The sequence below is a fragment of the Nocardioides potassii genome (genome assembly GCF_021648885.1).
GTDB classification, from domain to species: domain Bacteria; phylum Actinomycetota; class Actinomycetes; order Propionibacteriales; family Nocardioidaceae; genus Nocardioides; species Nocardioides potassii.
Genome location: NZ_JAKJHZ010000007.1, coordinates 483,966 through 508,265 on the forward strand (window position 1 = coordinate 483,966; position 24,300 = coordinate 508,265).

Sequence of the window (24,300 nt, forward strand, 5' to 3'; positions counted from 1 at the left end):
TAGCGGCCTACTTGGACGGCTCCGGGGTGTCGACGTCGACGTCGGGGCAGCCCACCTTGGGGTTCAGCCCGGTGTAGTTGAGCGGGCCGGCGGCGATGTTGGCGATGATGTCGCTCGTCTCCGAGCAGTTCGTCTTGGTGTCCTCGAAGTAGCCGCGCTGGAAGGCGGCGAACGCTCCGATGACCAGCCAGATCACGAGCAGGATGCCGATCAGTCGTCCCATGGGGGTCCCTCCTCGACCAGGACGGCGGGGTAGCCGTCCGGCCGATCATCACCCCGGCCCCGACGACGTACCACCCTCGCAGGGGTAGGGGGCCCTACGCTGCGGTCATGACGATCGTCGCCGTGGTCCTCGCCGTCCTGGCCGCCCTGCTGCACGTCTACATCTGGGTGCTCGAGTCGTTCCGCTGGACCGAGCCCGCGACCCGCAAGACCTTCCGCACCTCTGAGGCTGACGCCGCGACCACCCGCGAGATGGCCTACAACCAGGGGTTCTACAACCTCTTCCTCGCCGTGATCACGATCGTCGGAGTGGCGATGATCGTCGGGGACCAGGCGAGTGTGGGTACGGCGCTGGCGCTCGCCGGCACCGGCTCGATGCTGGCGGCCGCCGTCGTCCTGATCACCCGCGACCGCTCGATGGCGCGTGCCGCGGTGACGCAGGGCACCTTCCCCCTGCTCGCCGTGGTCTTCCTGCTGCTGCAGCTCTGAGGCGGTCACTGGCCCAGGAACGCGTGCACCGACGAGACGACCGAGGCGCCCTCGCCGGTCGCCGAGGCGACCCGCTTCATCGAGCCGGAGCGGATGTCGCCACCGCAGAAGATGCCGGGCATCGTCGTGGCGAGGTCCTCGGGCGGGACGTCCTCGACCCACTGCTCGCGCGGGATGTCACGACCCGTCAGCACGAAGCCACGCTCGTCGCGCAGGACCGTGTCGGGCAGCCAGCCGCACTCCGGCGCCGCGCCCAGCAGGAGGAAGAGCCCGCGGGCGTCGACCCGCTCACGCTCGCCCGTGGTGACGTCCTCGACGGTGAGCCACTCGAGGTGGTTCACGTCGTCGGCGCCGCCGTCGACGACACAGGCCGAGCCGCGCACGGTGATGCGCGGGTTCCACTCGATCTCGTTGATGAGGTACGACGACATGGTGGCCGTCAGGTCCGGTCGCCGGACGATGATGGTCACCTCCTTGGCGAAGCGGGCGGCGTGGATCGCCGCCTGGCCGGCCGAGTTGCCGCCGCCGACGATGACGACGTGGTCGCCGGCGAGCTCGCGCGCGGCGGCCATCGCCGCGCCGTAGTAGACACCGCGGCCGACGAGCTCCTCGATCGAGTCGACTCCGAGCCGGCGGTAGTTCACCCCGGTCGCCACCAGAACGGAGCGGGTGTGCACGTCGCCGCCGTCGGTGTGCACGATGTGGTGGCCGCCGTCGTGGCACGGTGAGATGCCGGTGGCGGGCCAGCCGGTGAAGAAGCGGGTCCCGAAGCGCAGCGCCTGCCCACGCGCCCGCTGGGCGAGCCGCATGCCGGAGATGCCGCGCGGGAAGCCGAGGTAGTTGCGGATCATCGAGCTCGTGCCCGCCTGCCCGCCGATCGCCTCGGCCTCGAGGCAGACCGTCGAGAGGCCCTCGCTCGAGGCGTACACGCTGGCCGCCAGGCCCGCGGGGCCGGCGCCGACCACCACCAGGTCGACGACCTCGTCGACGTCGATCTCGTCGGGGCGGCCGTAGAGCTGGTTGGCCAGCGATCGCACGTCGGGGCAGTGGCCGCACCAGCCGGCGAGCGAGGAGACGACCGGCCAGCGGCCCTCGTCCTCGGGGCAGTTCGCCATCACCTCGCGGCCGACCTCGCTGTCGGGGTGGTGAACTCCGGCGGGCAGGCCGACCCGGGAGAGGTAGTCGAGCAGCTCACGGGTGAGCGCGTCCTTCTCCGGGGTGATGATGCGGACGTTCTCGACGACCGGCGCCGCGACGGTCGCGTTCCACTCGTTGAGCATCTCGCCGACGGCGCCGTGGAACTCCTCGTCCCGTGGTCCCTGTGGCATCAGCAGCAGCGCGTCGACCTTGCCGGCCGCGACCGCGTGGCGGAAGTCGGCGTTGTCGGCGCGGAACCGGCTGATGTGGGACACGATCAGCCGCCGTGCGGTCGGCACGGTCTTGCGGGTGCCGGAGATCAGGCCGTAGAGCTTCTGCTGGTCGTGGTCGCTGTCGATCACGAACAGGGCGACCTGGTGGCCGCTGCCCATCAGGTCGCGGGCGGTGTGCTTGGCGGTCACCTCGTCGTGCACGAGGCGGACGTCGTACTCCCGCTCGTAGCGCGCGAAGGCCTCGGCCAGCACGTCGCCGTGGTGGGCCGAGGCGATGACGATCGCAGGTGCTCCCATGTGGATCTCCTGGGTGTGGGTCAGCCGGTGAGGTTGTGGACGTAGCACCACCGCCAGGACTCGTCGGGCTGGGCCGACTCCATGACGGGGTGGAGGGTCTCGTGGAAGTGGGCGGTCGCGTGCTTGCCGATCGAGGAGTCACAGCAGCCGACGTGGCCGCACTCGAGGCACTGGCGCAGCGAGACCCACGGGGTGCCGTCGGCCAGGCACGTGGCGCAGGCCGGGTCCTCGACGGTCTCGATCGCCGAGTAGGAGTCGAGGTCGTCGCAGTGCCGGCCGGCAGAGAAGGCGAGCGACCCGATGCGGGTGCGTGCGGGCGCCTCGGCCGCGGCGTCGAGCATCGACTCCTCGACGTCGAGCATCGCCAGGACGCCGCTGACCACGTCGGAGGGGATCTTGCCCTTGCTGCGCACGAGCAGGACCTTGGCGCGCTCGGCCTCGATCATCTCGCCGCGGACGCGGGCGTAGAGCTGGGACGGCGTCTCGGCGTCCTCCGCCGTGGCCAGCTGCTCCCAGGCCGCGAACGAGCGCTGGTCGATGCGGGCCCGGATCTGCTCGGAGACCCCGTGGTGGTCGTCGTACTCGAGTTCCTCGAGCTTGGCCAGACCGGCGTCGGCGGCCTGCTGGAGCAGCGCGGCCCGGGCCAGGGCGTCCTCGGCGGGATCAGGTGCCGGTACGCCGAGCACGCGGGTGACCAGCGGGAGCGTGAGTCCCTGCAGGAGCAGCGTGCCGGCCACGACCGTGAAGGCGACCAGCAGCAGAACCTCGCGGTGGGCGGTGTCCTCCGGGATGACGAACGCGGCCGCCAGCGTGACGACGCCACGCATCCCGGCCCACCCGAGGAGGAAGGTCCACGAGGGCGGGATCGGGTTGGTACGGCGGAACATCCAGGTGGCGTACATGTAGACGAGCCGGACGACGATGACCGTCGCGAGCGTGGCCAGGCAGATGAGCGCGATCCGGCCCACCGGGAGGGTCGACTGGCGGACGTCCTCGAGGATCCAGTCGAGCTCGAGGCCGATGAGCAGGAAGACCGTGTTCTCCAGCATGAAGGCGACCGTGCGCCAGGTGATCCGCTCGGTGATCCGCGACTGGGCCGTCTGGATGATGGGCGCCTTGTGGCCGAGCAGCAGGCCCGCGACGACGACGGAGATGACGCCGGACGCGTGGATCTCCTCCGCCGCGACGAACGCGGCGAACGGCGTGAGGAACGAGATGCCGGTGTCCAGCACCGGGTCGGTGATCCGCTTGCGGAGCCAGGCGACCAGCAGGAACAGCGCGACGCCCACCAGTGCGCCGCCGCCGGCCGCGCGGACGAAGTCGAGGCCGACCTCGACGACCGTCAGGCTGCCGGCGAGGAAGGCGATCGCGGTGCGCAGCGCCACCAGGGCGGTCGCGTCGTTGAGCAGCGACTCGCCTTCGAGGATCGTGACGACCCGGCGTGGCAGCCCGATCCGTCTCGCGACGGCGGTCGCCGCCACCGCGTCGGGCGGCGCGACCACGGCCCCGATCGCGATCGCGGCCGCCCACCCGACGTCCGGGAGCAGCCAGTGCACGACCGCCGCGACGGCGAACGTGGTGACGACGACGAGGAGCACCGAGAGCCGCAGGATCGTCCCGCGGTTGGCGTTGAAGTCGACCAGCGAGGTCTGGATGGCCGCCGCGTAGAGGAGCGGCGGCAGCAGGCCGAGCAGCACGACCTCGGACTCGAGGCGGATGGTGGGCACTCCCGGGAGGTACGACGCCACGGCGCCGACCACGACCAGCAGGAGCGGCGCCGGGACGCGCAGGCGGTCGCTGACGGCCGAGACCGCGAGGACCACCGCGGCCATCGAGACCAGGAGGAGGGCGAGTTCCACCTGGAGATCATCGCGGGTGGAGCCCGCCGGAATCCATCGCGTTCGCGCTCAGCGCACGACGTCGTAGCGCTGGAGCGTGATGCCGTTGGAGTAGGCGGCGTGCTCGACGAGCTCGAGCTTCGTCTTGTCGAGGGCGGTGCCGTCGACGAACAGCCGCTTGCCGCTGCCGAGCAGGAGCGGGAAGACGAGCAGGTGGTAGCGGTCGACCAGGCCGGCGGCCGCGAGGCCCTGGGCGAGGGTCGGGCTGCCGTGCACCTGGATCTCGCCGCCCTCGGTCTCCTTCAGCGCCGCGACGTCGTCGATCGAGCGGAGCACGGTCACCTCGCCGTCGCCCCACGGTGCGGTGTCGCCGTCGAGCGTGGTGGACACGACGTACTTCGGCATCGCGTTGTAGGTGGCGAACTCCTCCATCGACGGCCACACGGGCGCGAACTCGTCATAGCTCTGGCGCCCGAAGAGCAGTGCCGTCGCCGACTCGGTCTCCCGGCCCTTGATGTCGTAGGCCGCGGGGTCGAACTCGACGTCCTTGAACGTCCACCCGCCGTGGGGGTGGTTGCCGCCCCCGGGGGAGTCGACGATGCCGTCGAGGCTGATGAACTCGGTGATGACGATGGGGCGCATGTCGGTGTCCTGTCTTCGGGCGGGATGGGGGGTGGGTGGTCTCAGCCGACGTGCGCCGAGACGAGGTCGTCGATCTGGTTGATGGCGGACGAGGCGCCCTCGACGACACCCATCGCGAGCACCGTCTGGAGCGCGTCCGCGGTGGCGTACGACGACACGTAGGTGGCCCGGGTGCCTGCGTCGGTAGCGGTGAACGTGTAGTGCTGCCGCGACTCCGGCATCGCGGTGTTGGCCGCGAAGGTCTCGTCGAGGGCGAAGCCGTCGCGGAACGTGAAGCCGTCGGGGCGGTCGACCGTGTCGATGTCCCAGTAGGCGTAGTACTTCTCGCCCTCGGGGGTCGTCAGGTAGTAGTTCATCCGGCCGCCGGGGGCCAGCTCGTGGTCGACGAAGGTGGCCGGGTGGGTCGGCGGGCCCCAGACGCGCTCGAGCTGGCGCGGGTCGGCGTACACCTCCCACACGCGCTCCACCGGCGCGGCGAAGTCGGCGGTGATGGTGAGGGTGAGGGCCTCGAGGTCGTGCTGGACGTCGGTGACGGGCATGGGTTCAGTCCTTCTTCGTGTCGGGATCGGTGGTGGTCGGGGAGGTGCTGGCCTCGGCGGCGAAGAGCTCGTCCATCCGGGAGACCCGGCCTCGCCACAGCGCCTCGAGCTCGGTGAGCATCGCGCCCACCGAGCGGACCGCCTCGACGTCGCCGCTGGCGAGGGCCTCGCGGCCCTGCCGGCGCTTGGTGAGGAGGCCCGCCTTCTCGAGCACGGCGACGTGCTTCTGGACGGCCGCGAAGCTCATGTCGTAGCTCCGCGCCAGGGTCGAGACGGAGTGCTCGCCGGCCAGGACGCGACGCAGGATGTCGCGCCGCGTCCGGTCGGCGAGAGCGTGGAACCAGGCGTCCGCCCGGTCCTCCCGCTCGGTCTTGGTGGTCTCGGCCATGCCACAAAAATACAACCAATCAGTTGTACGTTGTCAAGGGTCGGCTCCTAGCGGGTGGTCAGGGCCCTCGGATCGCGCCCGCGCATGAGGGCCGAGCCGCTGGGCACTGGTGCCTCCTAGGGGTGGAACCCTCGCCGCTCAGGGGTGGAACTCCTCGCGTGCGGCGTACCATCGACGCGGTGCGGGAGCGTGCCGCGATCTCGAAGAGAAGTAGGGGCACCGACCGTGCACAGACTCAAGGAGGGTCTCCGTCTGGGAGACCGCTACCTGCTGGAGGAGCGCATCGCCTCCGGCGGGATGGCCGACGTCTGGCGGGGTCTCGACGAGGTGCTCCAGCGCCAGGTCGCGGTGAAGATCATGCGGGCCGACCCGGACAACGAGGAGATCTTCGCCGAGCGCTTCCGCGACGAGGCACTGCACTCGGCGGCCCTGCTGCACACCAACATCACCACGGTCTTCGACTACGGCGAGGACGACCACCTGTCCTACCTGGTGATGGAGCTGGTCGCCGGCCACCCGCTCTCTACGATCATCCGTGAGCAAGGAGCACTGCCGCCCGACACCGTCCGCTCGGTGCTCGCGCAGGCCGCCCTCGCGCTCGGCACCGCCCACGAGGCCGGCGTCGTGCACCGCGACGTGAAGCCGGCCAACATCCTCATCCGCGAGGACGGCGTCGTGAAGCTCACCGACTTCGGCATCGCCCGCGCGATGGACGCCATCGGGCACACCCGGGTCGGGGAGATGCTCGGCACGCCCAACTACATCAGCCCCGAGCAGGCGACCGGCGAGCAGGCGACGGGTGCCAGCGACCTCTACGCCCTCGGCGTCGTGGCCCACGAGATGCTCACCGGGGTCCGGCCCTTCGACCGCGGTACGCCGATCGCGACCGCGCTCTCGCACGTCAACGAGCCGCCGCCGCCGCTCGACGACTCCGTCCCGGCCGAGCTGCGTGCGGTGGTGGCCGCCCTGCTCGAGAAGGACCCTGCCGCCCGCCCGGCCAACGCGCTGGCGGTCGCGGTGATGCTCGGCGTGGCTCCCAGCGAGCTGGCCGGCCTCGACGTCGACGCCGCGGACGGCGTCAGCGGTGGCTACCTGGTCCTCCCCGTCACACCGGTCACGCCGACGCCGTCCGTCGAGGCGTCCGAGCATCCGCGCGCCGAGCAGGCCTTCGAGCAGGCCCCCGAGCAGGCGTCCGAGCCGGCCGTCGTCGACACCCCGACCGTGGCCACCCGGCCCGAGGACCTGCTCGACTAGACCCCCCACCAGGCGCTCGACCGGGCGTGCGTCAGCGCTTGGTCGCCTCGTCGATCAGCGTCGCGAGCGCCTTCGGCTGGGTGAACATCGGCCAGTGACCCGAGTCGATGTCGACGAGCTCGAGGCGGTTGGCGGACGAGAGCTCCGGGACGTCACCGTCGTCGATCCACTCCTGCGCCTCCGCCGGGCTGAACTCCGGGCAGATGAGCGTGAGCGGTACGTCGTGGCGCGCCTCGCTGGTCCAGTGCACCTCGCCGCGGGTCACGCCCACGGGCACGGGGATCATCCGGGCGAGCAGGTCGGACTTGAGCTGCTCGGACATGTCGTCGGAGTCGGGCCCCTCGAACTTCTCCCACCCCGGGAAGGGCATCGCGCCGTCGACCGGCTCGAAGTAGTCGGCGTACTTCTCGCCGTCCGTCGACGGGAAGCCGCCGATCAGGGCGACGCCCGTGATGGCGTCCGGGCGCTGGTCCGCCGCGGCCCAGGCGAGGGTGCACGCGGCCGAGTGACCGACCACGAGCGGGGACCCGTCGGCGGCGTCGACCGCTGCGAGGACCGCCTGCACCTGGTCGTCGTACGACGCCCCGGTGGCGCCGTCGCCCTGGCCGGGCAGGGTGAGCGGCACGGCGTGGTGCCCGAGCGCCTCGAGCTCGGGGACGACCTGGTCCCACGCCGAGCCGTCGAGCCAGAGTCCGGCGATGAGCACGATGTCCATGGGTTCTCCTTCATCGGTGGTGTTCGACCCTCGCCTCCACCGTAGAGATGGTTCCGGACGCTCCACGTCCGGAACCGGTGCGACCATCTGTCCATGAGTGAGATCAGCCCGACCGCTCGGGCGCTGCGGGCGCTCGACATCCTGCAGGGCCGTCCGGGCATCACCGCGGCGGAGCTGGCGACGCGGCTCGGGGTGACCGAGCGGGCGGCGCGTCGCTACGTCGCGATCCTGCGCGAGGCCGACATCCCGGTGGAGTCCACCCGGGGGCCCTACGGCGGCTACACCCTCGGCCGCGGGCTGCGGCTGCCGCCGCTGGTCTTCTCCGCGACCGAGGCCCTCGGCCTGGTGATGGCCGCGCTCGACTCCCAGCACGCGGTCGCCGATCCCGACGACCCGGTGGGCTCCGCGCTCGGCAAGATCCTGCGGGTGCTGCCCAGCAACGTCGCCCGGCAGGCGGTCACCCTCCGGGAGACGGCCCGCGCCGTGCCGGAGCGCTTCCCGGCGAGGCCGGACCCCGAGGTGACGACCGAGCTGGTCGCCGCCGTGGCCGCCCAGCGCCAGGTGCGCCTCGGCTACCGGACGGCCGCGGGCAACGCCCGCACGTTCGAGGTCGACCCGTGGTCAGTCGTCGTGCGCTACGGCCGGTGGTACCTGCTGTGCCACTCCCACCACGCCGACGAGCTGCGCACCTTCCGCATCGACCGGATCACCGCGGTCGAGACGCTCGAGGGCACCTTCGACGTGCCGGGCGACCTCGATCCAGCGGCGGAGCTCGAGTCCAACCTCGGCAAGGGGTGGGAGCACGAGACCCACGTCGTGTTCGAGCAGCCGCTGGAGGAGGTGCGACCGTGGATCCGGCCGACCCTCGGCGAGCTGCGCGCCCGGCCCGACGGGGGGTGCGAGCTGGTCGGCACCACGAGCAACGCCCAGGCGTACGCCGGCGAGTGGCTGGCCGGCGTACCGCTGCCGTTCACGGTGGCGGGTGGCCCCGAGCTGAAGGCCGCCGTGGCGGCGGTCGGTGCGCGGTTGACGGCCGCGGTCAGCGGCTGACCGCAACCTCCTGGGCGAGGTTCCAGCCGTCGGAGATCGGGAGGTAGTCGCCGCTCCAGAAGGTCCCCGGGTCGTACCAGGTCGCGCGCCGGTCGTCGCGCAGGACGCCCATCTCGATGTAGCAGGACGCCACGATCTCCGCGCAGAACGCCGCCTCCGGTGTCACGCGCTGGCTGCGCTTGCGCCGCGGGACGTAGGCGTCGCGACCGCGGAGCCAGCGCGCGCCCAGCCGGGCGATGCTCGGGAACGAGACGCCGTCGAGCCGGGCGATCGTGCGCAGCAGGCCGTCCTCCTCGGCCTGGCCGATCTCGGGCTCGAGCTGGCGCACCCACGCGTCCTGGTCGTACTCCGTCTGCCACCTCGACACCGCCTCCCGCAGGTCGTGGAGCTGGACGCCGCGGTGGTGCCCGCCGGTCCAGACGTCCATCTGCTTCTTGCCGAGCTCGGCGTGGAAGATCAGCGGTGGGAGGTCGTCGACGACGACCGCGATCCCGACATGGTTGACCGGCGAGTTGGTCACCGCGCGGATCGCGCGGTCGGGGGCGCGACGGCCACGGAAGAGCCAGATGTCGCCGCTGCGCGTGAGGTCGACCGCCTGGTCGAGGGTCAGCACCATGCGCGGAAGTCTGCCCTAGGCACTGGCTACTCTTGGGCGATGCGCGTGTGGAAGATCCTCGGTCTCGCCGGGATCCTGGCCGGTGTCGCCACCGGTGCTGCGGTCGCCCGCGACGAGCGCGTACGGCGCCACTACGACGCGGGCGAGATCCGCGACCGGCTGCACCAGAAGCACGACGAGGCCGTGGCCCGCGCCGAGGACTGACGCCCGCTGGTCGAGGAAGGCGCCCTGGCGCCTGTCACGAGACCTCGGCACCTCGGTTTCGAGACGGTCGCTGCGCGACCTCCTCAGCCAGCGGTGGGAAGTGCGAGGCGGACGGCGATCGCGAGCATCACGATCCCGATGAGGACGTCGAGCACCTGCCACGCGCGGGGGTCGGCGAGGCGCGGCGCGGCCAGGCGGGCGCCGTACGCCAGCCCGGAGAACCACGCGATGCTCGCCACGCACGCACCCAGCGCGAACCACCAGCGACCCGGCGTGCCGTGGGTGCCCGCGATCGAGCCGAGGAGCAGGACGGTGTCGAGGTAGACGTGCGGGTTCAGCCAGGTCAGCGCGACCGCCTTGGCGACCACGCCGGCGCGCTGCTCGACCGCCGCCTCGCCCGCAGCGAGGGCCTGCGGGCGCCGGGCCCGCAGCAGCGACATGACGCCGTACGCCGTCAGGAACGCGACGCCGAGCCAGCGGATCACCTCGACCGCCCACGGCGCGCGGTCGACCACCACGCCGATGCCGGCAACGCCCGCGACGATGAGCACGACGTCGGACAGCGCGCAGACCGCGACGACGAGGCCGACGTGGCTGCGGCGCAGGCCCTGGCGGAGGACGAAGGCGTTCTGCGCGCCGATCGCGACGATGAGGGACAGGCCGGTCAGCAGCCCGGCGACGACGTCTCCCACGCGGTCAATGTAGAGGTCGGCTGGACCCGGGCGACCCCGGGACGGCCCTGACAGATGTCAGGGTCCGCTGGGGGATCTATCCCATGGCAGCGGCTTCCGCGTGGCTGCCAGACTTGCCGGCATGACGGAGCGACCCACGGGGGAGACGGCGCCGGGCGGTGTCGCAGCGAGCGCGATCGACCTGACGAAGACCTACGGCAAGGGCGAGGCGGAGGTGCGCGCCCTCGACGGCGTCACCGTCGACCTGATGACGGGGGAGTTCACCGCGGTGATGGGCCCCTCGGGCTCCGGGAAGTCCACGCTGATGCACTGCCTGGCCGCGCTCGACACCCCGACCTCTGGCGAGGCGGTCGTCGACGGCACCTCGCTGGGCCGGCTCAAGGACAAGGACCTGACCACGCTGCGCCGCGAGCGGGTGGGCTTCGTCTTCCAGTCGTTCAACCTCGTCCCGACGCTCAGCGCGGAGGAGAACATCCTGCTGCCGCTGAGCCTCGCGAACCGCAAGCCAGACCGTGAGTGGTTCGACCAGGTCGTGACCGCGGTCGGCCTGCGTGACCGGCTCGGGCACCGCCCCAGCGAGATGTCGGGGGGCCAGCAGCAGCGCGTGGCCTGCGCGCGCGCCCTGGTGAGCAAGCCGTCGATCGTCTTCGCCGACGAGCCGACCGGCAACCTCGACTCGACCAGCTCGGCGGAGGTCCTCGGCTTCCTGCGCCGCAGCGTCGACGAGTTCGGCCAGACCGTCGTGATGGTGACGCACGACCCGGTCGCGGCGTCGTACACCGACCGGGTGCTGTTCCTCGCCGACGGTCGCATCGTCGACGAGCTCCGCTCGCCCGACCGGGACCAGATCCTCGACAAGATGGCGCGGCTCCAGGACGCGGCGGCCGCGAAGGCGGCGGGCTGACATGCTCCGGCTGACCTGGCGCAACCTGCTCGCTCGCAAGGTGCGCCTGCTGATGAGCACGCTCGCGATCGTCCTCGGCATCGGCTTCCTCGCCGGCGTGATGACCTTCAGCAGCGGGCTCAACAAGACCTTCGACAACATCCTCGAGGGCTCGACCTCGGACGCCGTTGTGCGGCCGGCCGGCGACCTCCAGGGCGCGAACGCCGGTGTCAGCACGAGCCAGGTCGTGACGCCTGCCGACGTCGACGAGCTCGCGGCCCTGCCCCAGGTGAAGGAGGCGGTCGGGTCCATCGACGGCGTCGGCTCGTTCCTGCTCGGCAAGGACGACAAGCTCGTCGGCGGCCAGGGCGCGCCGACGCTGGCGTTCAACTACGCCCCGAGCGAGAACATCGCCGGCGAGCAGATCCTCGAGCTCAGTGCGGGTCGCTGGCCCGAGAAGCCGGGCGAGGTCGTCCTCGACACCTCCTCGGCCGAGCGCGGCTCCTACGGGCTCGGCGACACCGTGAGCCTGATCGTGCCGAGCGGCAAGGACCCCGAGCGGAAGTTCACCCTGGTCGGCACGGCCGACTTCAACGGCGGCGGAACGGCAGGAGCGACGCTGGTGCTGCTCGACACCGCCGAGGCGCAGGACATCTTCCTCGACGGCCAGGACGCCTTCACCACCGTCTCGCTGACCGCTGCGGACGGGGTGTCGCAGCAGCAGCTCGCCGACGCCGCCAAGACTGTTGCGCCGAAGGGCTTCACCGCGGTCACCGGTGACGAGGTCGTCAAGGAGTCGCAGCAGCAGATCGGCCAGTTCCTCGACGTGATCTCCTACTTCCTCGTGGCCTTCGCCGTGATCGCGATCGTGGTCGGGGCGTTCATCATCTTCAACACCTTCTCGATCCTGGTCTCCCAGCGCGTGCGCGAGTCCGCGCTGCTGCGCGCGCTGGGCGCGAGCAAGCGGCAGGTCACCCGCTCGGTGCTGGTCGAGGCCTTCCTCATGGCGATCGTCGGCTCCACGCTCGGACTCCTGCTCGGGCTCGGCCTGTCCCGTGCGCTCGCCGGCCTCTTCCGCACCTTCGGCCTCGACATCGCCGGCGAGGTGCTGACCCTGACGCCGTTCACGATCGTGGCGGGCTACGTCGTCGGCATCGTCGTCACGATGCTCGCGGCCTACGTCCCGGCCCGTCGTGCCGCGAAGGTGCCGCCGGTCGCGGCAATGCGCGACGACCTCGTCGTGCAGGAGAAGGGCATGACGCGCCGGCTGGTGCTGGGCTCGATCGCCATGGTGATCGGTACGGCGCTGGCCGCGGCGGGACTGGCCGGCGCCCCCGGCACCGACGCGATCTGGATCGGCGCTGGCGCGGTCATCTGGGTCGTCACCACCGCCGTCCTCGCGCCGGTGCTCGGCCACCCGGTGCTCGTCGCGTGCCGTTCCGTCTTCGGTCGGCTGTTCCGCACCCCGGGTCGGCTGGCCGGGGAGAACGCGCTGCGCAACCCCCGCCGCACCGGTGCGACCGCCTCCGCGCTGATGATCGGCCTCGCCGTCGTCTCCGCTGTCGGCGTGCTCGCCTCGTCGCTCGGCGCCACGCAGGACAAGATCGTCGACAAGGAGTTCACGGCCGACTTCCTGGTCCAGATGCCCACCTTCCAGGGCTTCCCGGCGCGCTACGGCAACGAGATGGAGAAGATCAACGGCATCGCCGAGGTCTCGCGGCAGCAGGGATCGCCCGTCAGCGTCGAGGTGCCGGGCCGGGCCAAGCCCGACCAGTCCTTCGCCGCCGCGGTGGACCCGGCGTTCTTCAAGGTCTACGACCTGAAGATGCTCGACGGCCGCGCGTCGGTGACGGGCGACCAGGTGCTGCTCAGCAAGAGCCGCGCGAGCGACTACGAGGCGGGTGTCGGCGATACGATCGAGGTCGCGTTCCCCGGCGGGAGGACGATCCCGCTCGAGGTGAGCGGCATCTTCGAGCCGACCCCGACGACCAGCGGGATCACCGTTCCGTTCTCGGTGTTCGCGGAGGCGGGCATCAAGCGCAGCGACTCCTCGATCAGCATCACCCTCGCAGACGGCGCCGACCGCAACGCGGTCAAGTCCGACCTCGAGTACACCGTCAAGGACCTGCCGATCCTGTCCGTGCAGGACAAGGAGGAGTTCAAGGACCTCATCAGCGGCCAGGTCAACCAGCTGCTCTACGTCATCTACGGCCTGCTCGCCCTCGCCGTGGTCATCGCGGTGATCGGCATCGTCAACACCCTCGGCCTCAGCGTGCTGGAGCGCACCCGCGAGATCGGCCTGCTGCGCGCGGTCGGCCTGTCGCGGCGCAAGCTGCGCTGGATGATCACCCTGGAGTCGGTGGCGATCGCGGTGCTCGGCGCCGTCCTCGGGATGGCGCTCGGGCTGGTCATCGGCGTGGTCCTGCGCGAGTCGCTCAAGGACGACCTCACCGAGCTGTCCCTCCCCCTCGGCAGCCTGGTCGCCTTCCTGGTGGTCGCGGTGCTGTTCGGCGTGCTCGCGGCCGTCGTACCCGCCATCCGCGCCTCGCGGATGAAGGTGCTGCAGGCCATCGCCACGGACTGACTACCCGGGGCGGTGAGGACATCCACGGGGTGCGGTGGCACCGTGGACGAGTGAGCGACACACAACTGAAGACGTCAGGGGACAGGTCCGACCGCAGCTTCTTCGGACAGCCCGGGGTGCTGGCGAACCTGTTCGGGGTCGAGCTGTGGGAGCGGTTCAGCTTCTACGGCATGCAGGGCATCCTGCTGATCTACCTCTACTACTCGGCCGCCAAGGGCGGGCTCGGCATCGACGAGGCGGTCGCCACCGGCATCGTCGGTGCGTACGGCGGCGGGGTCTACCTCTCTACCATCCTCGGCGCATGGCTGGCCGACCGGCTGATCGGCCCCGAGCGGACGCTGTTCTACTCGGCGATCTGCGTGATGCTCGGGCACATCGCGCTGTCGCTGCTGCCGGGCCTGACCGGTGTCGGCGTCGGTCTGGTGCTGATCGCGCTCGGCTCGGGCGGCGTGAAGGCCAACGCGACCTCGCTGGTCGGCTCGCTCTACGACGAGCACGACCCGCGTCGCGACGCGGGCTTCTCGCTGTTCTACATGGGCATCAACATCGGTGCCCTGATCGGTCCGCTGCTGACGGGCCTGCTGCAGGAGGCGGCCGGCTTCCACTGGGGCTTCGCCGCCGCCGCGGTCGGCATGGCGATCGGGCTCGCGCAGTACGCCGCCTTCCGCGGGCGGCTGCCCGAGGAGACCAACCACGTCGCCAACCCGCTGCCGGCCGGTCGCGGGATGCTGTACGGCGGCGCGGCCGTCGTGGTCGTCGTACTGATCGCGGTGCTCACGTGGGTCGACGTGATCACCGCCAGCCGGCTGTCCAACATCGTGATCGGCATCAGCCTGGTGGCGGCGATCGCGTACTTCGCAGTCATCCTCGGCGACAAGCAGGTCGAGGGCCGCGAGCGCAGCAGGGTCTTCGCCTTCATCCCGCTCTTCGTGTGCAACGTCGTCTTCTGGTCGCTCTACCAGCAGCAGTTCACCGTCGTGACGATCTACGCCGACAAGCGCCTGGACCGCAACCTGTTCGGCTGGGAGATGCCGGTGTCGTGGGTGCAGTCGATCAACCCGGTCTTCATCATCGTGCTCGCCGGCGTCTTCGCGGCGCTGTGGACCAGGCTCGGTGACCGGCAGCCGGTGACGCCGTTCAAGTTCGGCGCCGGCACCGCGTTGATGGGCGTGGCGTTCTTCTGCTTCCTGCCGATGCCCGGTGGCGAGAACACCGCCCCGCTCCTCGGCCTCGCCGGCATCCTGCTCGTCTTCACCGTGGCCGAGCTGCTGATCTCTCCGGTGGGCCTGAGCGCGACGACCAAGCTGGCGCCGCGGAAGTTCGCGACGCAGATGGTCGCGCTCTACTTCCTCTCGATCGCCCTCGGCACGGCGCTCGCCGGCACGCTGGCGGGCTACTACAACCCGGACGACGAGTCGCCGTTCTTCATCTGGATCGGGCTCGCCTCCGTCGTCACGGGCGTCGTCGTGATGCTGGCCTCCAAGCCGATCCACAAGCTCATGGCCGGGGTCGACTGAGATGCTGGAGTCGCTCGGCTGGGGAGCGGTGGCGGCGAGCTCGCTGCTGATCGGCGCCGTGCTGGCGCTGGTCCGCACGTGGTCCGACCGGCTCGTCGGGCTGGTGCTCGGCTTCGGTGCGGGAGCGCTGATCGCGAGCGTGTCCTTCGAGCTCGCCGAGGAGGGGCTCAAGATCGGGAGCTCGTACGCCGTCGCGATCGGGCTGGCCCTGGGCAGCCTCGTCTTCTTCAGTGCGGACAAGCTCGTGCAGCGCTGGGGCGGCCGGTCCGGCGGCTCGTCGGCTGGCGCGCCCCTGGCGGTCGGTGCCTTCCTCGACGGCATCCCCGAGCAGATGGTCCTCGGGATCGGCATCGCCTCCGGGCAGGGCGTCAGCGCCGCCCTGCTCGTCGCGATCTTCGCCTCCAACCTGCCGGAGGCGATCGGGTCGGCCGCCGACATGAAGGGTGGCGGTCGATCGGGCCGCTCGGTCGTCGGCCTCTGGGCCGTGGTCGCCGCGCTCTGCGCCCTCGCGACCGGCGGCGGCTACGCGCTCTCCGACCTCGTCTCGAGCGAGGGCCAGGCGCTCATCGACGGCTTCGCCGCCGGCGCGCTCCTCACGATGCTGATCGACTCGATGGTCCCCGAGGCCAAGGAGAAGGCCAAGGACCTCGCCGGGCTCGCGACCGTCGTCGGCTTCGCGCTCGCGGCCGGGCTCTCGCTGCTCGGCGGCTGACGCTCCGGGCGCGGCGCCGCGTCAGTAGCCGCCCTCGGGTTCGACCATCTCACCGCGGACGCCGAGCAGGCGGACGGGGCGCTGGTCGTCGAGGGCGAGGAAGAGGTCGAAGGCGGTCTGCGCGATCACCTCGACGTCGTACGTCGGCTGCTTGAGCTTGCGGACCTTCGTGAACGTGAAGAACGGCGCGAACCGGACCTTGAGGTGGACGCGCTGGACCGCCCGCTCCTCCTTCCGTACGTCGTCGACCACCCGGGAGGCGAGCTCGGCCAGCGCGGCTCGCACCTCGTCGGGGGTGACGAGGTCGGACTGGTACGTCGTCTCGCGACCGTGGGCACGCGCCACCCACGGGGTGTCGTCGGGGCGCGTGCGGCCACCACCGCGCCCGAGCCGACCGAGGTGCGCGCCGCTCGCCGGGCCGAACGCCGCGACCAGCGCGTCCTCCTCGGCCGCGGCGAGGTCGGCGACCGTCCGGATCCCGATCGCCTCGAGCCGGCCGCCGATCCTGCTGCCGACGCCCCAGAGCGCCGTGGTCGGGCGTTCGCCCATGACCTCCATCCAGTTGTCGCGGGTCAGCACGAACGTGCCCTGCGGCTTCCCGAACTCGGTCGCGATCTTCGCCCGCACGAGGGTGTCGCCGATGCCGACCGAGCAGTGCAGGCCGGTCGCCTCCAGCACCGCCGCCTGGACCGATCGGGCGGTCGCCACCGGGTCGTCAGCCTCGATGCCGACGAAGGCCTCGTCCCAGCCCAGCACCTCGACCACCGCGCCCGGCGTCGCGCGCAACGTCGCCATCACCCGCGCCGACGCCTCCTCGTAGACCGGGAAGTCGACCGGCAGGAACACCGCGTCGGGACAGCGCCGCTTGGCCAGCTTGAGCGCCAGCCCGCTGCGCACGCCGTGGGCGCGCGCCTCGTAGGACGCGGTCGACACCACGGCCCGCTCGGTCGGATCGCCTCGCCCGCCGACCACCACCGGTAGACCGACCAGCTCGGGTCGGCGCAACAGCTCGACGGCGACGAGGAACTGGTCCATGTCGACGTGGAGCACCCAGTGGGTCACCCGACCATCGTGCCCGAACCGTCCGATGTCCCACCCGTCCGTTCCTCCGCCATGGGATGTCGACGAACGTGCACTTCCCCATGTCAGCTGACCGAGGGAAGCGCCCACTGGCCGACATCCCATGGTGGGCGGTCGTCTCCGGGGGCACCCCTGCGGGCGGACCGGGCGCCCGCCCGGCGGCGTACGGTCGCGAGATGAGCAGCGACCAGGACCCCTACGCCGAGCACCCGGAGAAGTCCGCCTTCCCCACCGCGGGCGAGCGCGTGTCCGACGAGGACCGGCAGCGGGCGCTCGACGCCGAGCCCGAGGGCAACGCGTCGGTGGGCGACACGGTGGACACCGACGACGTCGACTCGAGCGCCCACGAGGACGGGCCGGGCTCGCAGGAGGTCGACGAGCAGGTGCACGAGGACGAATGAGGACCCCGCGCCGTCGCGGGTAGACTCCCCGACCGCTGAAGGGTGGATCTCCCACCGATCACGTCCAGCTCCTGGGGGACCCACATGGCCGGTACCGACGCACCGCGGCGCCAGCGACTCGCGTTCCTGCTGCCCGTCTACAACGAGTCGGACGGCATCGCCGAGTTCCACCGGGTCCTGCAGGAGACGGCAGCCGTGCTGGAGGCCGACCTCGACGTGCAGTTCGTCTACGTCGACGACGGCTCGCGCGACGACTCCCGCGAGCGGCTGATCGCGCTCCGCGAGCAGGACCCGCGGGTCGTCGTCATCGGGCTCTCGCGCAACTTCGGCCACCAGAAGGCGGTGACGGCGGCCCTCGACGCCGTCGACGCGGACGCCGTGGTCATCATGGACACCGACCTCCAGGACCCGCCCGCGGTCACCGTCGAGCTCGTCGAGCGCTGGCGCGCCGGCGCCGACGTCGTCTACGCGCAGCGCCGCTCGCGCACCGACACGTGGTTCAAGCGGACCACCGCCGACGTGTTCTACCGCGTCCTCGAGCGCACCTCCTCGATCGAGATCCCCCGCAACACCGGCGACTTCCGCCTCCTCGACCGCCGCGTCGTCGAGGAGCTGCGGCGCTACCGCGAGCACAACCGCTTCCTGCGCGGCCTGACCAGCTACGTCGGGTTCCAGCAGGAGGCCGTCCTCTACGACCGTGACGCCCGCTTCGCCGGGACGACCGGCTACCCACTGAAGAAGATGGTGCAGTTCGCCGGTGACGGCATCTTCGGCTTCTCGACCGCACCGCTGGTGCTGATCAGCCGGATCGGCTTCTTCTTCTCCGCGCTCAGCGCCGTGGGCATCCTGTACGCCCTCGGCGTTCGGCTGCTGACCCCCGAGCGCGCGGTGCCGGGCTGGGCGTTCCTGGCGATCATCCTGCTCCTGGTGGGCGGCGTGCAGATCACCATGCTGGGCATCCTCGGCAGCTACCTGGGTCGCGTCTACACCGAGGTGCAGCAGCGCCCGCTGTACGCCGTCTCGCTCCGCGCCGGGTCGCCGTGGCGCGACGAGACGTCGTACCGGCCCGACCGGCACGCGTCCGACAACGTCGACCCCGCCGACCTCGGGCGAGCCTCCCGTGGCTGACGGGCGGGCGGCCCTGGGCCGGTTCGCCGTCGTGGGAGTGGTCAACACGGCGATCGACTTCGTGCTCTTCGGCCTGCTCGCCCTGGCGGGCTGGCCGCTGCTGCTGGCCAACTTCGTCTCGACCAGCGCGGGGATGACGTTCAGCTTCTTCGTGAACCGGTCGTGGACCTTCGGCTCGACGCGCAGCATCCGCAGCACCGTCCTGCCGTTCCTGCTGGTCACAGCCGTCGGCCTGTGGGTGATCCAGCCGCTGGTCATCGTCGCGGTGGGCGGCCTGCTCGACGCCGCGGCGCCGTCGCTGCCCGAGCAGCTGCGCCAGGTGTGGGTCCCGAAGGCCGTCGCCATCGGGGTCGGCCTGGTGTGGAACTTCTCCTGGTACCACCGGTCGGTCTTCCGGGCCGCGGACGAGGACGTGAGCGACGTGTCCCGTGAGGAGAGGATCCCGTGAACCGACCTGCCGAGGGCCTCGTCGTCCGCACGGGGTCGCTGGTGGTCGCCGCCGGCTTCCTGTGGGTGACGCTCAACGTGCTCGTCGCGCCGAAGTACGGCGTCGTGCGCTGGCCGCGGGTCGGGGTGCCGGTCGCCGCAGCCGTGGTGCTGGTCGTGCTCGTGCTCGCCGTCGTCGCGTCGCGCGGGCTCGTCCGTCGGCTCGAGGAGCGGCCGTGGCTGCGCCGCGTGCTGCTGCTGGTCGCGCTCCTCGCGATGTTCGCGGTGCAGGTCCGGCTCGGCTACTCGATCCGGTTCAACCCGGGCTGGGACGCCGGCTTCCTCGAGACCCAGACCCGCGGCATCGTCGACGGCACGATCCCCGTCGAGTCAGTGGCCGCCACGCTCGCGGCGTACCCCAACAACCTGTTCCTGGCGTCGCTGATGACGCGGTTCTGGGAGCAGTGGCTCGGCGCCGGTCACACCGACGGCGACCTCGGGCTGGTGCTCGTCAACGCGGCGGTGCTCTGCGCGTCGGTGGTCTTCGTCTACCTGGCCGCGCGGCGGCTCGGCGGCCCCGCGACGGCGTACGTCGCCTCGCTGTTCTGCGTCGTCTTCGTGGGGGTCTCGCCGTGGATCGGCGTCGTCTACTCCGACACGGTCGGCATGCTCCCGATCGCCGTCCTCGCCTACCTCGCCGTGCTGCTGCGCGACGTCACCGGCTGGGCCCGGCCCCTGCTCTGGCTGGCCGTCGGCGTCGTCGGGGCGCTGGGCTACGCGATCAAGCCGACCGTGGTGTTCGCCGTGCTGGCGCTGGTCGCCGTCACCGTGCTGACGACTGCGTGGCGCACCTGGTCGAGCCGGGACGCGCTGCTGCGCGTGGGTGCCGTGCTGGGCCTGGGCGTCGGAGCGGTCATCGGGCTCCAGGCCACGACGCTGACCATCGACGCGGCCGAGCTCAGCCCGCCGCCCGGCCAGACCGGCGCGGCCTTCCCGGTGTCGCACTTCCTGATGATGGGCGCCGCGGAGAAGCCCGGGCCCTACAACCCGTACTACGGCGCGTACCGCGACGAGGACGCGCTGGCAACGCTCGCTGTCCCGATCGGTGAGGAGCGCGAGCGCCACGGCTTCGAGGAGTACAAGGCCCGCGTGTCCGCGATGGGCCCCGTCGGCTACGCCCGTTTCCTCAACGACAAGGCGACGTGGACCATGGGCGACGGCACCTTCTTCATGTACGGCGAGGGGAGCATGGCCGCCGTGCCGACGCCGTTCGCCCACGGCTCCGCGACCGACCGGCAGGTCCAGTCCTTCCTCGGGCTCCACGGCGACCGGTTCTGGATGGTCGCCGACACGTGGCAGGCGTTCTGGCTCGTCGTGCTGCTGCTGATGGCGGCCCCGCTGGTCCTGCGCGACCGCGACCTCGACTCGCTCCCCGCCGCCGCGATGCGGGCCGGGCTCCTGGGCCTGGTCCTGTTCGTCCTGTTCTTCGAGGGCCGGTCGAGGTACCTCTACCTCTACCTGCCCTTCTTCCTCCTGCTCGCCTCGACGGCGGTCGTCGCGATCGCGCGGCGGGTGCGACCGGAGCGAGAGGCCCAGCGGGACGCCGAGACGGACGCCGAGGTCGCGCCCGCCGGGTGACGGATCCCTGGACGTCAGCCGAGGAAGTCGCTGAGCCCCTCGAGCAGCCGGTCGACGTCGGAGTCGTCGGTGTAGGCCGCGAGCCCGATCCGGAGGCCGGAGTCGACCGGGAGGCCGAGGGCGCGGAAGGTCTCCACCGCGTAGAACGTGCCTGCCGGGACGAGGACGTCGCGCTTCGCGAGTGCCTCGTAGGCGTCGACGGGCAGGTGGTCGCGCAGGGTGAGGAACAGCGTCGAGGTCCGGTCGGCCGCTCGCGAGTGAAGGGTGAGTCGCTCGCCGAGCGCGGCGAGGCCTTCCTCGATGCGCAACCGCAGCCGCAGCTCGTGGTCGGCGATCGCCGACGCCGCCGAGACCAGGCGCTCACGTCGCGTCGAACCGGCGCCGACGGACGCGATCAGGTCGACGGCCGCCGCGACCCCGGCGAGCAGCTCGTAGGGCAGCGTGCCGAGCTCGAAGCGCTCCGGCACCGCGTCGCTCGACGGCAGCAGCTTGTCGGGGCGCAGGGTCTCGAGCAGGGCGGGGTCGGCGACCAGCGCGCCGCAGTGGGGGCCGAAGAACTTGTAGGGCGAGCAGACCAGGAGGTCCGCGCCCATCGCGTCGATGTCAGGAGCGGCGTGCGCGGCGTGGTGCACCGCGTCGACGTGCACCAGTGCGCCCACCTCGTGCGCCCGCGCCGCGACGGTCGCGACCGGCGGGCGGGTGCCGAGGAGGTTGGACGCGGCGGTCATCGCGACGAGCCGGGTCCGGTCGGTGATGGCCTCGAGCGACGACAGGTCGAGCTCACCGGTCGCGGGGTCGAGCCGGAGCCACCGCACCGTCGCGCCGACGCGTTCGGCGGCCTGGATCCACGGGCGCACGTTGGAGTCGTGGTCGAGCTCGCAGACGACGACCTCGTCGCCGGGCGACCAGGTGCGCGACAGCGTGCGCGAGACGTCGTACGTCAACGCGGTCGCGCTGCGGCCGTGGACCACGCCCTCGGGCACCCCACCGACGAGGTCGGCGATGGCGGAGCGGAAGCCGACCACGGTGTCCTCGGCGTTGCGCTGGCTGATCGTCGCGGCACCGCGCTGCGACAGCGGGCCGGTCAGCGTGCGGGCGATCGCCTCGCCGACGACCCGCGGCGTCTGGGTGCCGCCGGGGTTGTCGAAGTGGGCGATCCCGGACTCCAGCGAGGGGAACCCGGCGCGGAAGGCTGCGACGTCGAAGGCCATGCCTCAGACGCTAGTTGGCGATGTGGACGACCGCGTCACCGGAGTTGACGAGGGGCGCCTCGGTGCGGCCGATGACGACGCCGTCGCGGTTGGCGTAGACCGCACGCAGGGTCTTGCCGAAGGAGTCGAAGAGCGTGCCGAGCCGCTCGCCGTCGGCCACCTGCTGACCCAGGTGGGCATCGAGGTGCAGGATCCCGGTCCGTCGCGCGCGCACCCATCCGCTCGAGCGGCACTCCAGGCTCGGCTCGGGCGGCAGCTCCTCGACCGGCTCCGTCATGCCGAGCGTGGCGAGCACGCGGCGTACGCCGACCACGCCCGCCTCGACCGCGTAGTCGTCGAAGCGCAGCGGCTCGCCTGCCTCGTAGAGCAGCACCTTCGCGCCCTGCTCGCGCGCGGCATGGCGCAACGACCCGTCACGGATCCTGGCGTGCAGCATCACCGGGGCGCCGAAGGCGGCGGCCAGCTCGCGGGTGCGCTCGTCGTCGAGGTCGGCGCGCACCTGGGGGAGGTTGCTGCGGCGGTCGGAGCCGGTGTGCAGGTCGATGCCGACCTCGCAGCCGGCGACGATCTCGCGCATGAAGAGGTAGGCGATCCGGCTGGCCAGCGACCCCCGGGCCGAGCCCGGGAAGGACCGGTTGAGGTCGCGCCGATCCGGCAGGTAGCGGTCGCCGGTCATGAAGCCGAGCACGTTGACGATGGGCACCGCGACGAGGGTGCCGCGGAAGGTCTTGGGGTCGAGCCCGGCCATCACCTGGCGCACCACCTCGACACCGACGACCTCGTCACCGTGGATGGCGGCGTTGACCCAGATGCACGGCCCGTCCTCGCGGCCGTGGACGACACGGACCGGCAGTGTCACGTCGGCGCCGGTGACCAGCCGGGTGATCGGCAGCTCGATCGCGCGGGCCGTGCCGGCACGGATCCGGACGCCGCCGATCGCGAAGGACTCCCGCACCACTAGGCCTCGGTGGTGCGCGCGGGAGCGGTCATGGCGCAAGGGTAGTGGCCAGCAACTTTCCGTCGGTCCGGCTCGTCTCCCCGACGACGAACGACCGTCGACCTCGGACCGAAGGACCTCCCATGCGCTCGCTCCACCTCGCGACCACCGGCCTGCTCGCCGCGACGTTGCTGGCCACCCCGACGGCGTACGCCGCCGGCGAGACGTGCCAGGGCCGACCGGCCACCGTCGTGGGTACGCCGAACCAGCTGGGGCTCACCGGCACCGAGGGCGACGACGTCATCGTGACGAACGGCGCGACGAGCACGTCCACCCTGGGTGGGAACGACCTGGTGTGCGTGACCGGCGGGAGCCAGTTCGGCGACGTCCGGCTCGACGCCGGGTCCGGTGACGACGTCGTCGACGCAACCGCGGTGGTCGGCGGGGTCTCCGTCCAGCTCGGCGCGGGCGCCGACACCTACACCGGCTCGGCGTACGACGAGCGGGTCGCCGGCGGCGCCCAGGGCGCCGACACGGAGCGCGACGTGATCACCACCGGAGCCGGCGGGGACGACGTCGTGGTCTCGGGGACGCGGCGCGACCTGTCGAACGCCGACGTCGTCATGATCGGCGCCGACGACGGCCAGGGCTTCGGCAACGAGGTGTACTGGTCCGGGCCGTTGGCGCCCGGCGGCCGCCTCGACGGTGGCGGAGACGCGCTGCTGGGGTTCGACACCGTGCCGGGGTCGGTCGTGGTGGACGCCGTGGCCGGCATCCTGTCCCACGACGGCGTCGTCGTGCTGTCGTGGACCGGCGTCGACCGCTTCAGGGCGGGGAGCGACCGGACGACGGCGCCGGGCCGCTTCGAGTTCCGCGGCAGCGACCGCGACGAGTCGCTCGAGCTCGTCTTCGCCCAGGCCTACCAGGGTCGCCAGCGTCTCGACCTCGGTGGCGGCGACGACACCCTGCTGCTCGGCGACGAGAACCTCGGCGCCCGCGGCAGCCGCTACCTCGGTGGTGCCGGTGACGACCACGTCGCCCTCTCCGCGGGCACGCGACTCGACCTCGACCTGGAGCGTGAGCGGATCAAGACCTGGCCCGCCGGGAGCGTCTTCCGCAGCACCTTCGCCGGGTTCGAGTCGCAGCTCGTCTCGGCGAAGCGGCTCGTGCTGAAGGGCACGAACCGGTCCGAGGACCTGCGCTTCTACGCGTGCCGGGCGACCGTCAAGGGTCGCGGCGGCGCCGACGACATCCGGCAGAGCCGCGGCAACGACTACTTCGAGGCGGGGCTGTGCGACTCGCGGTCGTTCCGGCTCTATGGAGGCGGTGGCAACGACGTGCTCCGCGGCGGTCGCGGGCCGGACCTGGTCGTGGGTGGCAGCGGCCGGGACACGGCGTACGGCAACGCGGGGCGCGACCGCTGCAGTGCGGAGAAGGCGCGGTCGTGCGAGGTGCGGCTGCGCTGAG

The 24,300-nt window shown here is 71.7% G+C and carries 25 protein-coding genes; 13 read left to right on the forward strand and 12 right to left on the reverse strand.

The genetic code is table 11. The features are described from left to right. Positions 1 to 7: 7 nt before the first annotated feature. Positions 8 to 223 (reverse strand): hypothetical protein, encoded by a 216-nt coding sequence (locus tag L2K70_RS13030; RefSeq protein WP_236402579.1) that lies wholly within the window; start codon positions 221 to 223, stop codon positions 8 to 10. A gap of 107 nt (positions 224 to 330) precedes the next feature. Here L2K70_RS13030 and L2K70_RS13035 point away from each other — a divergent pair, with 107 nt between their 5' ends. Further along, positions 331 to 711 carry a DUF1304 domain-containing protein gene (locus L2K70_RS13035; RefSeq protein WP_236402580.1) on the forward strand — a complete coding sequence of 127 codons (381 nt, stop codon included), beginning with the start codon at positions 331 to 333 and terminating at the stop codon, positions 709 to 711. A gap of 5 nt (positions 712 to 716) precedes the next feature. Here the strand turns inward: L2K70_RS13035 and L2K70_RS13040 are convergent, their stop codons facing one another. From L2K70_RS13040 to L2K70_RS13060, 5 genes are read right to left on the reverse strand one after another with little or no spacing between them, the layout of a single operon-like run. Further along, complete coding sequence (locus L2K70_RS13040) at positions 717 to 2,378, reverse strand: NAD(P)/FAD-dependent oxidoreductase (protein WP_236402581.1); 1,662 nt, start codon at positions 2,376 to 2,378, stop codon at positions 717 to 719. Positions 2,379 to 2,398: 20 nt separating this feature from the next. Further along, entirely contained in the window at positions 2,399 to 4,237 is a 1,839-nt protein-coding gene (locus L2K70_RS13045) for a Na+/H+ antiporter (RefSeq protein ID WP_236402582.1), read from the reverse strand. Positions 4,238 to 4,285: 48 nt separating this feature from the next. Further along, positions 4,286 to 4,858 carry a dihydrofolate reductase family protein gene (locus L2K70_RS13050; RefSeq protein WP_236402583.1) on the reverse strand — a complete coding sequence of 191 codons (573 nt, stop codon included), beginning with the start codon at positions 4,856 to 4,858 and terminating at the stop codon, positions 4,286 to 4,288. Positions 4,859 to 4,899: 41 nt separating this feature from the next. Next, entirely contained in the window at positions 4,900 to 5,397 is a 498-nt protein-coding gene (locus L2K70_RS13055) for an SRPBCC family protein (protein ID WP_236402584.1), read from the reverse strand. Positions 5,398 to 5,401: 4 nt separating this feature from the next. After that, positions 5,402 to 5,785: an ArsR/SmtB family transcription factor gene (locus L2K70_RS13060; protein ID WP_236402585.1), complete on the reverse strand. Its 384-nt coding sequence runs from the start codon at positions 5,783 to 5,785 to the stop codon at positions 5,402 to 5,404. Between the two features lie 225 nt (positions 5,786 to 6,010). Between L2K70_RS13060 and L2K70_RS13065 the strand changes: the two genes are divergently transcribed. Next, the gene (locus L2K70_RS13065; RefSeq protein ID WP_236402586.1) at positions 6,011 to 7,039 is read left to right on the forward strand and encodes a protein kinase domain-containing protein; all 1,029 of its coding nucleotides are present in this window, start codon (positions 6,011 to 6,013) and stop codon (positions 7,037 to 7,039) included. 31 nt (positions 7,040 to 7,070) lie between these two features. On the opposite strand, the gene L2K70_RS13070 is transcribed toward L2K70_RS13065, so the two are convergent. Next, positions 7,071 to 7,754: an alpha/beta fold hydrolase gene (locus tag L2K70_RS13070; RefSeq protein ID WP_236402587.1), complete on the reverse strand. Its 684-nt coding sequence runs from the start codon at positions 7,752 to 7,754 to the stop codon at positions 7,071 to 7,073. A gap of 93 nt (positions 7,755 to 7,847) precedes the next feature. On the opposite strand from L2K70_RS13070, the gene L2K70_RS13075 reads away from it, so the two are divergent. Then, positions 7,848 to 8,804, forward strand: coding sequence for a helix-turn-helix transcriptional regulator (locus L2K70_RS13075; protein ID WP_236402588.1), 957 nt, complete (start codon positions 7,848 to 7,850; stop codon positions 8,802 to 8,804). On the opposite strand, the gene L2K70_RS13080 is transcribed toward L2K70_RS13075, so the two are convergent. Then, the gene (locus tag L2K70_RS13080; protein ID WP_236402589.1) at positions 8,794 to 9,420 is read right to left on the reverse strand and encodes a hypothetical protein; all 627 of its coding nucleotides are present in this window, start codon (positions 9,418 to 9,420) and stop codon (positions 8,794 to 8,796) included. The genes L2K70_RS13075 and L2K70_RS13080 overlap by 11 nt on opposite strands. 39 nt (positions 9,421 to 9,459) lie before the next feature. Between L2K70_RS13080 and L2K70_RS13085 the strand changes: the two genes are divergently transcribed. Further along, positions 9,460 to 9,624 (forward strand): hypothetical protein, encoded by a 165-nt coding sequence (locus tag L2K70_RS13085; protein ID WP_236402590.1) that lies wholly within the window; start codon positions 9,460 to 9,462, stop codon positions 9,622 to 9,624. An 83-nt stretch (positions 9,625 to 9,707) separates the two neighbouring features. Here L2K70_RS13085 and L2K70_RS13090 read toward each other — a convergent pair whose 3' ends face one another. Continuing rightward, positions 9,708 to 10,316 (reverse strand): LysE/ArgO family amino acid transporter, encoded by a 609-nt coding sequence (locus tag L2K70_RS13090; protein WP_236402591.1) that lies wholly within the window; start codon positions 10,314 to 10,316, stop codon positions 9,708 to 9,710. Between the two features lie 121 nt (positions 10,317 to 10,437). On the opposite strand from L2K70_RS13090, the gene L2K70_RS13095 reads away from it, so the two are divergent. Genes L2K70_RS13095 through L2K70_RS13110 form a run of 4 tightly spaced genes read left to right on the forward strand, consistent with a single transcriptional unit; the run spans position 10,438 to position 16,012 of the window. Beyond that, entirely contained in the window at positions 10,438 to 11,220 is a 783-nt protein-coding gene (locus L2K70_RS13095) for an ABC transporter ATP-binding protein (RefSeq protein WP_236402592.1), read from the forward strand. A 1-nt stretch (position 11,221) separates the two neighbouring features. Beyond that, positions 11,222 to 13,783 (forward strand): ABC transporter permease, encoded by a 2,562-nt coding sequence (locus tag L2K70_RS13100; protein WP_236402593.1) that lies wholly within the window; start codon positions 11,222 to 11,224, stop codon positions 13,781 to 13,783. A 50-nt stretch (positions 13,784 to 13,833) separates the two neighbouring features. Continuing rightward, the gene (locus tag L2K70_RS13105; RefSeq protein WP_236402594.1) at positions 13,834 to 15,300 is read left to right on the forward strand and encodes a peptide MFS transporter; all 1,467 of its coding nucleotides are present in this window, start codon (positions 13,834 to 13,836) and stop codon (positions 15,298 to 15,300) included. Between the two features lies 1 nt (position 15,301). Further along, a complete protein-coding gene (locus tag L2K70_RS13110) occupies positions 15,302 to 16,012 on the forward strand; it encodes a ZIP family metal transporter (protein WP_236402595.1) in 711 nt (236 codons plus the stop codon). Between the two features lie 21 nt (positions 16,013 to 16,033). Here the strand turns inward: L2K70_RS13110 and L2K70_RS13115 are convergent, their stop codons facing one another. Further along, a complete protein-coding gene (locus tag L2K70_RS13115) occupies positions 16,034 to 17,074 on the reverse strand; it encodes a DNA polymerase IV (RefSeq protein ID WP_236402596.1) in 1,041 nt (346 codons plus the stop codon). 194 nt (positions 17,075 to 17,268) lie between these two features. Between L2K70_RS13115 and L2K70_RS13120 the strand changes: the two genes are divergently transcribed. The 4 genes from L2K70_RS13120 (at position 17,269) to L2K70_RS13135 (ending at position 20,685) form a co-directional block, all read left to right on the forward strand. Beyond that, the gene (locus L2K70_RS13120) at positions 17,269 to 17,493 is read left to right on the forward strand and encodes a hypothetical protein (protein ID WP_236402597.1); all 225 of its coding nucleotides are present in this window, start codon (positions 17,269 to 17,271) and stop codon (positions 17,491 to 17,493) included. Positions 17,494 to 17,577: 84 nt separating this feature from the next. After that, positions 17,578 to 18,621: a glycosyltransferase family 2 protein gene (locus L2K70_RS13125; RefSeq protein ID WP_236402598.1), complete on the forward strand. Its 1,044-nt coding sequence runs from the start codon at positions 17,578 to 17,580 to the stop codon at positions 18,619 to 18,621. After that, positions 18,614 to 19,069 carry a GtrA family protein gene (locus tag L2K70_RS13130; protein ID WP_236402599.1) on the forward strand — a complete coding sequence of 152 codons (456 nt, stop codon included), beginning with the start codon at positions 18,614 to 18,616 and terminating at the stop codon, positions 19,067 to 19,069. The genes L2K70_RS13125 and L2K70_RS13130 overlap by 8 nt, the downstream gene beginning before the upstream one ends. Next, positions 19,066 to 20,685 (forward strand): glycosyltransferase-like membrane protein, encoded by a 1,620-nt coding sequence (locus tag L2K70_RS13135; RefSeq protein ID WP_236402600.1) that lies wholly within the window; start codon positions 19,066 to 19,068, stop codon positions 20,683 to 20,685. The genes L2K70_RS13130 and L2K70_RS13135 overlap by 4 nt, the downstream gene beginning before the upstream one ends. A 14-nt stretch (positions 20,686 to 20,699) precedes the next feature. Here L2K70_RS13135 and L2K70_RS13140 read toward each other — a convergent pair whose 3' ends face one another. Then, positions 20,700 to 21,896 carry a cysteine desulfurase-like protein gene (locus tag L2K70_RS13140; protein ID WP_236402601.1) on the reverse strand — a complete coding sequence of 399 codons (1,197 nt, stop codon included), beginning with the start codon at positions 21,894 to 21,896 and terminating at the stop codon, positions 20,700 to 20,702. A 10-nt stretch (positions 21,897 to 21,906) separates the two neighbouring features. Further along, complete coding sequence (locus L2K70_RS13145; RefSeq protein WP_236402602.1) at positions 21,907 to 22,851, reverse strand: succinylglutamate desuccinylase/aspartoacylase family protein; 945 nt, start codon at positions 22,849 to 22,851, stop codon at positions 21,907 to 21,909. A gap of 125 nt (positions 22,852 to 22,976) precedes the next feature. Between L2K70_RS13145 and L2K70_RS13150 the strand changes: the two genes are divergently transcribed. After that, positions 22,977 to 24,299, forward strand: coding sequence for a hypothetical protein (locus L2K70_RS13150; protein ID WP_236402603.1), 1,323 nt, complete (start codon positions 22,977 to 22,979; stop codon positions 24,297 to 24,299). Position 24,300: the final 1 nt, after the last annotated feature.